This window comes from Robiginitalea sp. SC105 (assembly GCF_014243345.1).
Lineage (GTDB): Bacteria > Bacteroidota > Bacteroidia > Flavobacteriales > Flavobacteriaceae > Robiginitalea.
The window spans coordinates 1,854,263-1,868,535 of the sequence record NZ_JACLZF010000001.1; the positions used below are offsets into that span (position 1 = coordinate 1,854,263).

Below are 14,273 nucleotides of genomic sequence, written 5' to 3' on the forward strand. Positions count from 1 at the left end.
TTGCCAAGGGGGTTATCTCGGGAGATATCGCACGGTTTTGCTGGGTACGTATCCGATCCGATGGGCCCGGGCCATCAGTTCCATCCCGGGTTCCGGGGAGACAGGGCCCGTGTAGGGTTGCCAGGCCCACTTTGGTTCGCCACCGGGGACCACCCACTGATAGCCGATGGCGGCACCTTCCGTAGCACAATCCAGGGCCAGCCCTTCGTCGGACTCCCCGATCGTCGGCAGGGACGTCACCGGCTGTTTCCCGCCGGGCCAGATACTTTCCAGGTACTCCCTTTCCGGTTGCATCCCCAGGTCGCCGGTATCTTCGATCCACCGGTCGAGTTCCCGTCGCAACTCCCCAAGTTTGGCAGCATGGGCTGGGTCGGAAACCAGGTTGCGGAGTTCCAGGGGGTCTGCCCGGGTGTCGAAGAGCGCCTCGGGGTTCTGCCCGGTGCCGAACCACTGAAGCTGGATGCTGTCCAGGGAACCCGCCTGCTGCAACTCCAGCAACTCCCGCATGGACGCCATTTGTTCCCGGTAGGGCACGGGTTGGTACCAGGGCTGTTCCGGGAGGTAATTCCGGATGTATTTATAGCGGTAATCCCGCACGGCGCGGAGGCGGCCGTGGCAGCAGCCGTCAAAATCGTCTGCAGCCGCATGGATGTATTCTCGCGGAACCGGTTCCCGGTATCGCCCCAGCCAGGGTTTGCCGTCCAGACCATCCGGTGGCTGCATCCCGGCCAGGGATAAAAGGGTGGGCTTGAAATCCACAAAGCTCAGGAGCTGCCCGTCGTCCTGCCCGGCCAGCTGCGCTCCGGGGAACCGGACCAGCAGGGGCACCTGCAGGCCTGTATCGTAGAGGGTGCGCTTGCTCCGGGGCAGAACGCCCCCGTGGTCGGTATACCAGAAGATGATGGTCTCGTCCAGCAGCCCGTCTGCCTCCAGCTGGGAAAGGATCTCCCCGACCTGCCGGTCCATGAGGACGATGTTGGAATAGAGCCGGCGCAGGTCCTGCCGCACGGTGGGGGTGTCGGGCAGGTATGGGGGGACTTTAACGGGAAGGTCGGCCGGTACCTGCAGGGAATCGTTGGCCCGGCCCCAGATCTGGGATTCGTGAGTCACCCCGAAATTGAAGATGGCAAAAAACGGTTGCGCGGGATTAGTGCGGTTCCGCCAATGGGCCGTATCCCCGCTGGCATCCCAGGCGGTCATCTCGGCGCGGAACTGGTAATCCTGTTTGGAATGGTTGGTGGCATAATACCCGGCTTCCCGCAACAGCGTGCTGTGCATGTGCGTGCCCGCCGGGGGGAGTGCTTCGTATATGCGGCGTCCGCCCTGCCATACCGTGTCCTGGAGCTCGTGGTAGAAGTCCCACCAGGGGCCGGTGCGCATATGCATGGCCCCGGCACGCGTGGGGTACATCCCCAGGGCAATGGCTGCACGGCTGGGGGCGCAGACCCCCGAAGGGGAGAACAGGCGGGTATACCGCACCCCTTCTGCGGCCAGCCGGTCCAGGTTGGGCGTGGGTACAGTGGAATCCCCATAGGCGGCAATGTAAGGGCTCAGGTCTTCGGCTACCAGCCAGAGGATGTTGGGTTTCTCGGGAAGCTGCAGGGAGGCATAGTCGGGAACGGCAATGCCAGGTACTTCCCCGGCCTCGCTTCCAGGTATGGTGCTGTCGGATGCAGTTCGGGAACACCCCAGCAACGCGATGGCCGGCAACAACAGGGCGGAATGCCTCAATAGGCTGCGGATTTTCATCAGGAGGCTGCGGATTATCATCGGGGTAGGAGTTCTGGAATTTTAAATTTAGCGTATTTTACAATTACAGCGCCCGGGAGGTACAAAACAGTCCGGAACAGTTGGCCCGGCGGATTGGATTATTATTGGTATACCCTAAAAACCAAAAAACGCATTACATGTCAATTACTTGCAGATCGTCCCGGCTCGGACTCCTTTTCCTTTCGTTTCTATTCAGTGCTTCCCTCAGCAGTCAGGTCCGGGTCGACAGCCTGCGGACCGAATATCTGGACCGCCCCCTGGGCCTGGATGAGGCGCAGCCCCGATTTTCCTGGCAACTGCTCACAGACGGGGATGCCCGGGGCATCCAACAGGCAGCCTACCGGATACGTGTAAGCGGACCGGGCGATACCCCGGCCTGGGATTCCGGCCGCCGGGAAGGGGCCCGTGCACTGAACATCGCCTACGAAGGGGAGCGCCTGTTGCCCAAGACCCGGTATTCCTGGAGCATTACCGTCTGGGACCAGGACAACCGGGAGCACCAGGGGGGCAGCTGGTTCGAAACCGGCCTGCTGGATACCGACCCGGATTCGGAAGGCTGGAAGGGTGCGGCCTGGATCGGGGGTGGCCCGGAGGACCTGCAACTCTATTCCCATTACCTGTCGGTTTTCCAGCTGGACTTCGGCCTGCAGCTGGACGAAGCCTCCCGCAGCACCCGGGCCGCGTTCCTGATCGGTGCCAACGATCCCCGCCTGATGGATGCGGACAGGAACCTGCAGGGGGTGGCCTCTGGGAGGGACGGGCATTATATCAGTTTTGAGCTGGATATCAGCGGGTTGGAAACGGCAGACGGCCTGGCAAAGCTCCATGTTTATCGGGTGGGGTATGCCCGGGGGGATTCCCCGGAAACCCCCTTCAAGACCCTGGATATCCCCAGGGATCTCCTCAACCCCGCCAATCAATACGCCCCCCACCGGGTGTTCCTGAAATCGAACTTCGGCATATTCCAGGTGTACCTGGACGGTGAGGACGAGGCCCATGAAATCTCAAAAGCCGAAGGGGGCGGGGGCCCGTTCGGCCCCCAGGGCTTCAACCTGAACCCGGTGGGGCCCGGCAACAACTACATCAGTTTCCCCATGCTGGCGGATATCGGTTTACACCTGCATCCCGGGCAGCAGGCGACCTTTACGGGCATAACCGTCCGGAACTACCGGGAACCGGCCAACATCCTCTTCCGGGAGGAGCCGGGCACGGGCTATTCCGGCCTGTTTTCCGATCACTTATCCCCGGCCTTCCGGGCTGCCCCAGCAGGCTTAATGGCCGATGGGGGCGAGGAGGGGCTGCTGTTAACCGCGGACCCCAGCCACAGCGCGGCGCCCATGCTCCGCCGGGCATTTATCCTCGAAGACAAACCCATAGCCCGGGCCCGGGTCTATGCCACGGCGCGGGGGATCTACGAACTCCACCTGAACGGCAACCGGGTGGGCGACTATTACTTTACCCCGGGCCTGACCCAGTACAACCGGCATCACCAGTACCAGGTTTACGACGTGGCGGACCAGCTGCAGGCAGGGTCCGAAAACGTGCTTGGCGGCTGGCTCAGCGAGGGCTGGTGGAGCGGCAACATCACCTACAGCGGGGAAAACTGGAATTTCTTCGGGGACAGGCCCTCCCTGCGGGCGCTTTTGGAAGTCACCTACCAAGACGGCACACAAACCACCGTGGCTACCGAACCGGAGTCCTGGAAATTATTTACGGAAGGGCCGCTGCGGTACGGCAGTTATTTCCAGGGGGAGGTGTACGATGCCCGTTTGGAAGCCGGGGTTTCGGGTTGGTCCGCACCGGGCTATGACGCCTCTGCCTGGCGACCCGCAGTGGAAGTTCCCCTGGAAGGGACCACCTTTCCGGGGCTGGACTATGCCAACCTGCAGCTGATCGGCCAGATAGGCCTGCCCCCGGCGATTGTAAAAACCCTGGAGGCGGATAGTATGGAGGAAGTGCGCCCCGGGGTCTTTGTCTACGATATGGGGCAGAACATGGTGGGGTTCCCGGAAATCCGGATACGGGACGGGCAGGCCGGGGACACCGTGCTGCTCCGGTATGCGGAAGTACGCTACCCGGAGCTCCCCGAATATGCGGGGAATGAAGGCATGGTCATGATGGAGAACATCCGCGCAGCCCTGACCCAGGACCTGTATATCCTCAAAGGCGGGGATGAGGTGATCCGGCCCCGCTTCACCTTCCACGGGTACCGCTTTATGGAACTATCCGGGGTGGGGCAGGCACCTGCAAAAGAAGATGTAAAGGGGTTGGTGGTCAGTTCCATCCGCCACCTGGACTCCCACTATGAAACCTCCGACCCCCTGGTCAACCGGTTCTGGGAGAACATTACCTGGTCGCTGCGGGCAAATTTCCTGTCCATCCCCACCGATACCCCGGCACGGAACGAACGGATGGGCTGGAGCGGGGACATCAACGTCTTTTCCCAGGCCGCCACCTACCTGGCCGGGGTGGCCCCGTTCCTGTCCCGCCACCTCCTGGCGATGCGGGACATACAGCGGGAAGACGGACGGTTCACGGATGTGGCCCCGGTCGGGGGCGGCTTCGGCGGGACCCTCTGGGGGAGTGCCGGGATGATCCTCCCCTGGGAGGTGTACCTGCAATACGGGGATACGCGCATCCTGGAGGATCACTACGACGCCATGGCCCAGTACCTAGATTTCCTGGACAGCCGCATCGACCCGGAAACCGGCAGGCTCGAAGAGGGGCCCCTGGGCGACTGGTTGAGCCCGGAAGGCAGCAAAAACGACAATTCCCTCCTTTGGGCCGCCTACCACGCCTACGACCTGAAGATCATGGCGGAAATTGCAAGCCTCCTGGACAAGGGGGAGGACGCTTCCCGCTACCAGCAGCGGTACGAGGAGCGCAAGGCGTATTTTAACAAGACCTATGTAGACCCGGAAACCCACCGGACCATCCATTCCGGGTTTGCCGGCCGGATGTTCGGCCCGCCACCTCCCGGTTACGAATCGCCCGAGCCAGGCGACCTGGTGGATACCCAGGCCTCCTATGCGATTCCGCTCAATTTCGGGATATTCAACAGGGAGCACGAAGGCCCGGCTGCAGTGCATTTGTCCGAAACCGTCCGGCGCGGGAACCCGGACGATACAGGTGTGCAGCGCCCCGCGTATTCGCTGATGACGGGTTTTATCGGCACGGCGTCCATCAACCACGCGCTTTCCCGCCACGGATATGATGCGGATGCCTACCGCTTGCTGCGGCAGCGGGATTACCCCTCCTGGCTGTATCCCGTGGTCAACGGGGCGACCACCATCTGGGAGCGGTTGAATTCCTATACAGTGGAAGACGGCTTTGGCGGCAATAACAGCATGAACTCCTTTAATCACTATTCCTTTGGTGCCGTGGCATCCTGGATGTACAACCATTCCCTGGGGATACAGCGCGACCCGGCCCACCCGGGATTCCAGCACTTTATCCTGGCCCCGACCCCGGACCCGGACGGGGAACTCCGATTTGCCCGGGGCCATTACGACAGCCCCTATGGCCGGATCGAAAGCAGCTGGCAGCTGACCGGTGACGGGGTGGACTATGCCTTTACCGTACCCCCGAACAGCCGGGCCACCCTTATTCTGGATGCAGTGAGCGCGAAACAAATCACCGAAGGCGGCCGAAAACTGAAGCGCAGCAAGGGCATTTCAGGGATCGCCGAAACCGCCGGCCAGGTGCGGATGGAACTGGCCTCCGGGAATTACCGCTTCCGGGTCGCGGAATAGCCGGCTACGCAGCCTTGGGCTTTACGTGGGCCAGGCGGCTCAGCCACAGGAAGAGCAGGCCGCTTACAATCCAGGCAGGCAGCGTCAGGAAGGACAGGAAGATCCCCTGGGTGACCGAGAGCAGGTAGAAACCGCCGGCGCTGAGGAGCCATGCCAGCAGGACCGCCCGGTTGATCCCCAGGTTGTGGAATTCCGCGTAGTTGGGGACCAGGCCGGCCCGTTTCCCGAAAAAGTGTTCAAAGGCAATAACCGCCCCAACCGGGGCCAGGATAAACCCGTAGAGTGCCACGAAATCCAGCAGTTTCATGGCAAAGGCCGGAAACAGCCCTGCAAGTGTGGCGATGCCCCCGGCCAACAGGGTTACCCGGAAGGTGGATGCCTTGGGCAAAAGGGCCTGGAAGGCCAGGCCGGCCCGGTAGATGGTCGGGTTGGCGGTGGTCCAGCCGGCGAGTACCACGGCGATGATGCCGAAAAATCCAATGGCGTTATAGGCCAGGGGCCCGGGTGCCACCGTGGGGGCCGACCCCATCCCCAGCATTTCCTGGGCTTCGGGGGTCCGCAGGTAGACGGCGTAGAGCAGGGCAGCTGCGATCCAGGCCATGTAGTGCCCCACATACATGCCGGCTGCCGTGGTCCAGCCGCTGCTGGCCTTTTTGGCAAAACGGAAAACGGACAGATCGGACATGCCGATGTGCATGGCCGCATTGGCAAACCAGGACCAGAGCACCACATGCCAGAAGGTGTATTTGATCTGGCCCGGGAAGGGCTCAGAGCCTTCCCCCCAGATATCCCAGAATTCCCCGAAAGAGCCGATCCCCAGCTGGCGCAGGGCCACCACCCCGCAGGCGACAAATGCCAGCACGATCACCGGAGACATCCAGTTGGCTGCCCTGGAGACGGTTTCATACCCCTTGGCGGCGATCAGGGAGATGGCCGCCCCGATGGCCAGTACGATGAGGACCCAGGTTAGGCCGCTGGGCATGGTATCGGTCAGTTTGGGCATCTCCATATCAAAGGGCACGCCCACGGCGGTGGCGGAGACGGTAATCATCGCCCCGGCCAGGAAACAGAAGAGGATGCCGTTGGCCAGGTTATACCCGATGACGAGCTTTTTCCCGCAGATCTTCTCCAGGTGGTAGTAAAGCGTCAGCCGGTGTTTGACCGCGATTTCCGCCGTCAGGTAACGCCAGCTCAGCACGGCCAGCAGGTTGCCCACCAGCAAACCGATGATCAGGTCAAAGGCGCTCACGCCCGTGGTCAGAAAGAGCGGGCCGATCACGAATTCCGTTCCTGCCGCGTGTTCCCCGGCATACATGCCCAAAAAGCTCTTCCAGCCTTTCAGGCGGGATTCCGGTACGGGCTGCCGTTCAAATTCGCCCCCGGCCAGTTCCTCGATCTGTTCCTCTATGTCGAATTGTGTCATGGATTCAGTTGTTTGGTTGGTTTTGCGGGGTTCCCCGCGCTTTATTAAGATGAATTCCGGGCAGTCCGGTGGGTGACCAGGTGTTTGGGAAGGTCTTCCACCCGCTCGCAGCAGAGTTGGTCCATCACCTGGCGGAACTGGGTTTTCAGCATGGCCATGGTATGGTCGCCCCCACGGGCCCCCAGGGCGCCCACCCCGTACATAAAGGAACGGCCCATAAAGGTGAAATTGGCCCCGCAGGCCATGGCGCGCGCCACGTCCGGGCCACCCCTCAGGCCACTATCCACCATCACGGTGATCCGGTCCCGGTACCTGGCGGCCAGCCGGGTCAGCGGGTGGATGGTCGCCTCGCCGGCGTCGAGCTGCCGCCCGCCGTGGTTGGAGACGATGATCCCGTCAAAACCGAGTTTCACCGCCTGCTCGGTATCCCATTCAGAAGCCACGCCTTTTAAGACCAGTTTGCCCTTCCACTGATCCCGGATGGGTTTGATTTTTTCCGCGTCCAGCAGGCCCGAAAACGTGCGGTTCATGAACGCCCCGAGCTGGCGGAGGTTCATGCCCCCGGGCATATAGGGTTTCAACGTTTCAAATGTCGGCTGTCCGTAGCGAAGCGTCTGCATGGCCCATCGGGGCTTGCCCAGGACCTGCAGGACATTGGCCAGGGACATTTTCGGCGGGAGGGCCAGCCCGTTTTTGATGTCGCGCGGCCGGTAGCCAAAAGTCGGCACATCGCACAGGAGTACCAGCACGGGGCAGCCTGCGGCATCGGCACGGCGGAGGATATCCTTCCGGATCTCCGGCTCAATCGGGTTGTAGAGCTGGAACCAGGCCCGGCCCTCGGTGAGTTCGGCTGCCCGTTCAATATCCGTGGTGGTGACTGTACTCAGGATAAAGGGGAGGTTATGTTTCAAGGCAGCTTTGGCCAGGATTTCCGGGGCATTGGGCCACATGAGCCCCTGCAGACCCACCGGGGCCACCCCCAGCGGCATGTCGTACCGGTGGCCAAAGAGTTCGCAGCTGGTATCCACACCGCCAAATTCGCGGATATACCGGGGTTCCAGCTGCACCTCCCGAAGCTCCCGGGTGTTGCGGTGCAGGTTGATATCCTCGTTGCACCCCCCATCCAGGTACTCAAAGGCGAATGCCGGCATCCGGCGTCGCGCCTTTTCGCGCAGGGCGTCAATGGAGGGATAGCGGGTGTTGAAATCCATATCAGGACAGGGTTAATGGTTTGTGTTTTTTTAATGCGTAGTGCTCCTGGAGGAAACCCTTGGGGATGTGCCTGCCGGAAACTGCCAGAGCAGCACCCAGGGCCGAGCCCAGGGAAGCATCCGTGGTGCGGATCCGGATGGGCGTCAATAGCTGGGAAAGCATTTCGATGAACACTTCGTTGCGGCTGAATCCGCCGTCAATATAGAGCCTTTTTATGCCGGCGTCCCCGATTACGTGTTGGATATGGCTGCTTTGCAACAGGCAGAGCTCGTAAACCAACTGGTGGTAGGCTGCTTTGTAGGTATCGTGGACCCAACGGGTATTTTCGGGGCAATTGTCACTTTCCAGGCTTTTCCAACGGAAGGCTGCCGTGCCCGCCTTGCGGATGGACCGGAAGCATTTTGGGTCGAAGGCCACCTGGTGGTAATAGTCCCTGGGACAGTCGTACCGGCTGGCCAGTTCGTCCAGTTGCAACCGGAATTCGTTGCCCAGGAACAGGCGGGAAGCCAGGACCGGTTGTCCGTCGGTACGCATGTAGTTGATGCAATCCCGTTCCCGGTCCGCCACCGTCAGCCGGCCCCCGGTAAACGGGTTCAGGGCAATGCTCCAGGTACCAGTGGAGAGGAGGACAAAAGGCTTGCCGATGCTTTCCAGGTAGGGCAACAGGGCAGCCGAACTGTCGTGGATGCCCGGCCCGACCAACAGGTCGTGTCCGCCCCATTGCACCCGTGCCATCGTATCTGCCGGGACCAAAGGCGGGAGCAGGTGGTTAATCCCTTCTTCCTCCACCCATCGGTGGTAGGCCTGGCGGGAATAGTCCCAGAGCGCCGTGTGGCAACCAATGCTGGTGAATTCCGAAACAGGAATTCCGGTAAATACATAGCTGAGGTACTGGGGCAGGTGCAGGCTGCAGCGGATTTTCCCGAAGGTCTCCGGTTGTTTTTCCTTAAGCCAGTAGAGTTGCAGGCCGGAATTCAGCATCCCGGCCCGGGAAGTGCCCGTCGCCGTACAGAACCCGGTTTCCGGTCCATAGCGGGCATAAAAGGATTCTTCCACGTCCCGCGGCATGGGTTTGGTATAATTGTAGAGGGGGGTGAGCACCTTTCCCTCCTGGTCCAGATGGGCCAGGCTCGCCCCGTAGCTCGAAAAATTCAGGGTGCCGACTGCGTATTTTCCGGAATTCAGGATGTTCCCGAGGGTTTGCTGCATCCAGGCCACAAGGGCCTGCAGGTCCTCGGTGGGGTAGCCGTCTTCGTCCCGGGTCAGGGGGAGTTTGTGGTATTCCCGGTAGACCTCCCGGAAATCCTCATCGAAGAGGAAGAACTTCTTGTTCGTTTTTCCGATATCGAAAACGGCAGTCAGCGGTTTTTTCATCGGGTGGGGTTCAAAGTCCTGTTGCTACGGTTTCGCTTCCCCGCTGATCGGTCAGGTGGCGGCGCACATCCAGCTGGCGGTATGCAGCCAGGGGGTCAAGGGCTGCTCCGGATTGGAGCCGTGCCTGCCGGAGCAGGGGCCGGACATCGGTCCGGTAGGCATCCTGCAGGATTTCCTGGCAACGGACCACGTCGTGTTCCTGCTGCGCGTTCCCGAGGGCTTCCTGATCTACGAGCAGCGCCTTGGCGTAGGCTTCCCGGATGGCTTCCAGGGATTGGATCAGGTCTTCGAGGGGGTCCTTGGTGTTATGGCTCGCATCGATCATCCAGGCCGGGTAGGGGTTGCCCGGGTTGTTTCGCATGCCGTAAACCAGTTCGTTGAAGATCAGGAAGAGGGCATAGGGCTTGATGCTGCCCACGGTCAGGTCGTCGTCCCCGTATTTGCTGTCGTTGAAATGGAAGCCGCCCAGTTTCCCCTTGTACATGAGGGTCGCTACGATCTGCTCGATATTCGTGTTGGGCAGGTGGTGGCCCAGGTCCACCAGGGTGTAGGCCTTTGGCCCGCAATGGTTGGCCAGCATGAAAGAGGTGCCCCAGTCCTGTATCACTGTACTGTAGAAATTCGGCTCATAGGGTTTGTATTCGATGAAGAGCTTCCAGTCCCCGGGAAGGGCCGCATAGATCTGTGACAGGCTGTCCGCCGCGCGGTCAAGCGCCTGCTGGAAATTGGCTTGCCCCGGGAAATTGGCCCCGTCGGCCAGCCAGACCGTCAGGCTTTTGGAACCGAGCTTTTCCCCGATGCGGATTACCTCGATGTTATGGGCAATCGCCTGCTCCCGGCTCGCATGGGCGCTGTTGCTCAGCGAACCGTATTTGTAACTTTCCGGGGCCCCTTTCGGGTCCTGGAAGGTGTTGGAGTTCATGGCGTCGAACACCAGGCCAGCTTCGGAGGCCCGCTCCCGGATGGCCCGGTAATCCTCAGGGACGTCCCAGGGGATGTGGAGGGAAATGGCCCCGGCCGAACCGGTTAGGGCGTGCAGCAGCCCCACATCGTCTATTTTTTCTTCCAGGCTCCTGGGCTCGCCGGGCATGGAAAAGCGCCCGAAACGCGTGCCGCCTGCCCCCAGCGCCCAACTGGGGATGGCCACCTGGAATTCCGAAAGTTTCCGGACCACCTCCCCGGCATCCCGGCCGGATTTGTCGAGTTGTCCGGACAGGAAGCCGAAGGAGGCTTCCTGGTCGGCCGCCCCTGTTTTATTGATCGTTGCGACTAGGTCCCTGGATATTTTCATGTCATTGGGTTGAGCAATCATTTGGAATGACCCCTGGGTCCCGCAACCGGGACCCGAGCCTTTCACTTGAATTAACTAAACAAAAACCGTTTCTACCGCGTAAAGGCATTGGCCATGCCCCCGTCCACATTGATCATGTTGCCGGTGGACTTCTCCAGCACGCCTACCAGGGCAAAGACCCCGGCTGCGATGTCTTCCGGGTAGATAATTTCGTTCATCAGGTTGCGCTTGGCATAAAAGGCCGGCAGTTCTTCCACAGAAATCCCGTAAGCCCTGGCGCGTCCCTCGGCCCACTTGCCTTCCCAGATCTTGCTGCCGACAATAACGCCGTCCGGGTTCACTGTGTTCACGCGGATCTTCTCCGGCCCGAGCTCTGCGGCGAGCAGGCGGACCATGTGCTGCTGGGCAGCTTTGGCCGTCCCGTACCCCACATTGTTGGGGCCTGCCACCAGCCCGTTTTTGCTGGCGATGCTGATGATATCCCCTCCCAGGCCCTGTTTCCGCAGGATGGTGGTGGTCTCCTGTGCCAGCTCGAATTGTCCTTTGACCAGGACATCCTGCAGGAGGTCCCAGTCTTTTTCAGTGGTCTCGGCAAGGGGTTTGGAAATGGCCAGCCCGGCACTGTGCACCAGGATGTCCACGCCCCCGAACTCCAGGCAGGCGCTGTGGATCGCCTCGCGTATGGAGGCCTTGTCCGTCACGTCGCAAACCGCAGCGGCGGCCTGATCGCGCTTATAGGTGGCAAGCGCTTCCTTCAGGCGGTCCTCCGCAATGTCCGAGAGTACCACATTGGCCCCTTCTTCGACCAGTTTGTCGGCAATGGCCTTGCCGATGCCGCCTCCGGCACCGGTGACAAAAGCAACCTTCCCTGAAAGCACCTTAGGTTTGGGCATCCGCTGGAGCTTGGCTTCTTCCAGCAGCCAGTATTCGATATCAAAGGCCTCCTGCCGGGGCAGGGAAGTATAGGAAGAGATCGCCTCGGCCCCCCGCATGACATTGATGGCATTGATATAGAATTCACTGGCCACGCGCGTGGTCTGTTTGTCCTTGGAAAAGCTGAACATACCCACCCCGGGATAGAGGATGATCACCGGGTTTGGGTCCCGCATGGCCGGGCTGTTCTCCCGCTTGCAGGTATCGTAATACTCCGCGTATTCCCGTCGGTATTGTTCAAAGGCCGGTTGCAGTTTGGAGAGTGTGGCCTCCGGGTCCGTCAGGTCTTCCCCCGGGGCGAGGTCCAGCACGAGTGGCTGGATCTTGGTCCGCAGAAAGTGGTCCGGGCAGGACGTACCCATGGGCGCCAGCCTTTTCAGGTCGTGGCTGCCGGCAAACTCCAGCACGGGGTGCGAATCGTTGAAATGCCCGATCATCCGGCGGTGGGAGGAACACAGGCCCCGCAGCAGGGGCATGAGCAGGGCCGCCTGTTCCCTGCGTTTCCCGGCTGGGAGGGAAGCGACCTTCCGGCCGCCGAATACCTGTTCCTGCGCCTTGATATTTTTGGTGATAAACTCCGAAGCCATTTCGATGACTTCCAGGCTGTTCATATAGCATTCGTAGGAGGTATCCCCCCAGGTGAAGAGGCCATGGCTGCCCAGCACGATTCCGCGGATCCCCGGGTTTTCCTCCAGGCACTTTTCCAGTTGCAGGCCCAGGTCAAACCCGGGTCGCTGCCAGGGCACCCAGCCCATGGTATCCCCCCAGATTTCCCGCGTGACTTCCTGGCTGTCCGCAGCGGCCGCAACTGCAATCAGCGCATCGGGGTGCAGGTGGTCGATATGTTTGAAGGGCAGCAGGCCGTGCAGGGGGGTGTCGATGGAGGGTGCCCGGCTGTCCAGGTCATAGATGCAGTGGTTGAAGAGGCCCACCATCCGGTCTTCGTCGTGCAGGCCCTCATACACATTTTTCAGGCTGCGCAGGCGGTCCGTGTAGAGCCCGGCGATGCCCGCGCGGGTGAGGGTGCCGATATCGCCCCCGGAACCCTTGATCCACATCACTTCGGTGTCCTCCCCGGTAAGGGGGTCCTTTTCGATGGTCTTGCAACTGGTATTGCCGCCCCCGTAGTTGGTTATCCGCAGGTCCGCACCCAGGATGTTGGAACGATACAGGAAAAGGGCCACCTGGTCGTCGCCAAGTGCGGCGGCCTCCTCTTCGTCCCAGAGGTAGTCGACGTGCTTGAAGGTTTTTGTTTTCATCTGCTAAATCTTACTTTCATTACCTTGTAAAAATATCCCCATTTGCGGTATTGGCCGTTCTGTACTGTTCAGTTTGGATTAAGTTAAGAAATAATGCTCGAGTTTATCGAAATCAAGGAGGAATCCAAGGTTCCGAAATACAAACAGGTGACCGATTCCATCCTTTCTGCCATTGGCAACAAAAGGGTCCGTGCCGGCGACAGGCTGCCATCGGTAAACCAGTTGCTGATCGCTTTTGACATTTCACGGGATACGGTGGTTCGCGCTTATGACCACCTGAAAAAAACCGGTGTCATCGAATCCGTGCCTGGAAAGGGGTATTATATCCGAAATGACCAGCTCGAGTTAAAAGCACGGGTATTTTTGCTCTTCAACAAACTCAGCGCCCACAAAAAGATTATCTACGATGCTTTTTCCCGCAAACTCGGGGACAGGGCAACCATCGATTTCTTTATCTACGAAAACAATTACCGCCATTTCAAGGAATTGATTCTGGCCGCAAAAAACAGGGATTACAGCCACTTTGTGATCATTTGCCATTTTGAGGAAGGGGGGGAAGACTTATGCAATTTTATGAAGTCGGAAATACCAGCGGAAAAACTGATCGTCCTGGATAAACGCCTTCCCGACGAGTGCCCGGGTGCTTCCGCCGTATTTCAGGATTTTGAAAAGGACATCTACCGCGCTCTGGTCGAGCTGAACCCCCAACTGGAAAAATACCGCCGGTTGTGTTTGCTGATGCGCGAGAAGACGTACCACCCGGTGGAAATCAAAAAGGGTTTTATCCGATTCTGCGGGGAATACGCCTATGAGTTCACGACGGTCGGGGCCATAGGGGAGGAACTGCCCGAAGCCGGGACCGCCTATATCAACCTAAAGGAAGACGATTTGGTGGCGCTGATCAAGCAAATCAAACGATCCGACCTGGTCATCGGGCAGGACGTGGGGATCATATCCTATAATGACACCCCCCTGAAGGAGGTATTGCTGGACGGCATCACAGTCATTTCCACAGATTTTGAGAACCTGGGAGCGACGGCAGCCGAACTGGTACTGGGTCGGAAAGGCGAGCAGATAGAAAACCCGTTTTATGTCATTGCCAGAAGTTCGCTTTGACGAGTCGCCAATTCCATCAAACATGCATTGGAAATTTCGGATCCGAAGGAAAATCCATTGGCTGTCATCGCGCATATAAAGCATCCTCAATTACCCCGTCCGGAAGGATACGGAATGGATATTTTTCTTAATTTAATTCATCT

8 protein-coding genes are annotated in these 14,273 nt (G+C 59.9%); 2 read left to right on the top strand and 6 right to left on the bottom strand.

Annotated features, from left to right (window positions below; all coding sequences use genetic code 11):
• Window positions 1-12: 12 nt before the first annotated feature.
• The gene (locus H7F20_RS08235; protein WP_221898707.1) at window positions 13-1,749 is read right to left on the bottom strand and encodes a sulfatase; all 1,737 of its coding nucleotides are present in this window, start codon (window positions 1,747-1,749) and stop codon (window positions 13-15) included.
• A gap of 158 nt (window positions 1,750-1,907) precedes the next feature.
• Here H7F20_RS08235 and H7F20_RS08240 point away from each other — a divergent pair, with 158 nt between their 5' ends.
• The gene (locus tag H7F20_RS08240; RefSeq protein ID WP_185785614.1) at window positions 1,908-5,522 is read left to right on the top strand and encodes an alpha-L-rhamnosidase; all 3,615 of its coding nucleotides are present in this window, start codon (window positions 1,908-1,910) and stop codon (window positions 5,520-5,522) included.
• A gap of 4 nt (window positions 5,523-5,526) precedes the next feature.
• Here the strand turns inward: H7F20_RS08240 and H7F20_RS08245 are convergent, their stop codons facing one another.
• From H7F20_RS08245 to H7F20_RS08265, 5 genes are all read right to left on the bottom strand, one after another.
• Window positions 5,527-6,945: a cytosine permease gene (locus H7F20_RS08245; protein WP_185785615.1), complete on the bottom strand. Its 1,419-nt coding sequence runs from the start codon at window positions 6,943-6,945 to the stop codon at window positions 5,527-5,529.
• Between the two features lie 44 nt (window positions 6,946-6,989).
• Entirely contained in the window at window positions 6,990-8,156 is a 1,167-nt protein-coding gene (locus H7F20_RS08250; RefSeq protein ID WP_185785616.1) for an alpha-hydroxy acid oxidase, read from the bottom strand.
• Between the two features lies 1 nt (window position 8,157).
• Window positions 8,158-9,531 carry an FGGY-family carbohydrate kinase gene (locus tag H7F20_RS08255; protein ID WP_185785617.1) on the bottom strand — a complete coding sequence of 458 codons (1,374 nt, stop codon included), beginning with the start codon at window positions 9,529-9,531 and terminating at the stop codon, window positions 8,158-8,160.
• Window positions 9,532-9,541: 10 nt separating this feature from the next.
• On the bottom strand, window positions 9,542-10,822 hold the full coding sequence (locus H7F20_RS08260; protein WP_185785618.1) for a TIM barrel protein: 1,281 nt from the start codon (window positions 10,820-10,822) through the stop codon (window positions 9,542-9,544).
• Between the two features lie 92 nt (window positions 10,823-10,914).
• Window positions 10,915-13,014: a bifunctional aldolase/short-chain dehydrogenase gene (locus tag H7F20_RS08265; RefSeq protein WP_185785619.1), complete on the bottom strand. Its 2,100-nt coding sequence runs from the start codon at window positions 13,012-13,014 to the stop codon at window positions 10,915-10,917.
• 93 nt (window positions 13,015-13,107) lie between these two features.
• On the opposite strand from H7F20_RS08265, the gene H7F20_RS08270 reads away from it, so the two are divergent.
• Entirely contained in the window at window positions 13,108-14,130 is a 1,023-nt protein-coding gene (locus H7F20_RS08270; RefSeq protein WP_185785620.1) for a GntR family transcriptional regulator, read from the top strand.
• Window positions 14,131-14,273: the final 143 nt, after the last annotated feature.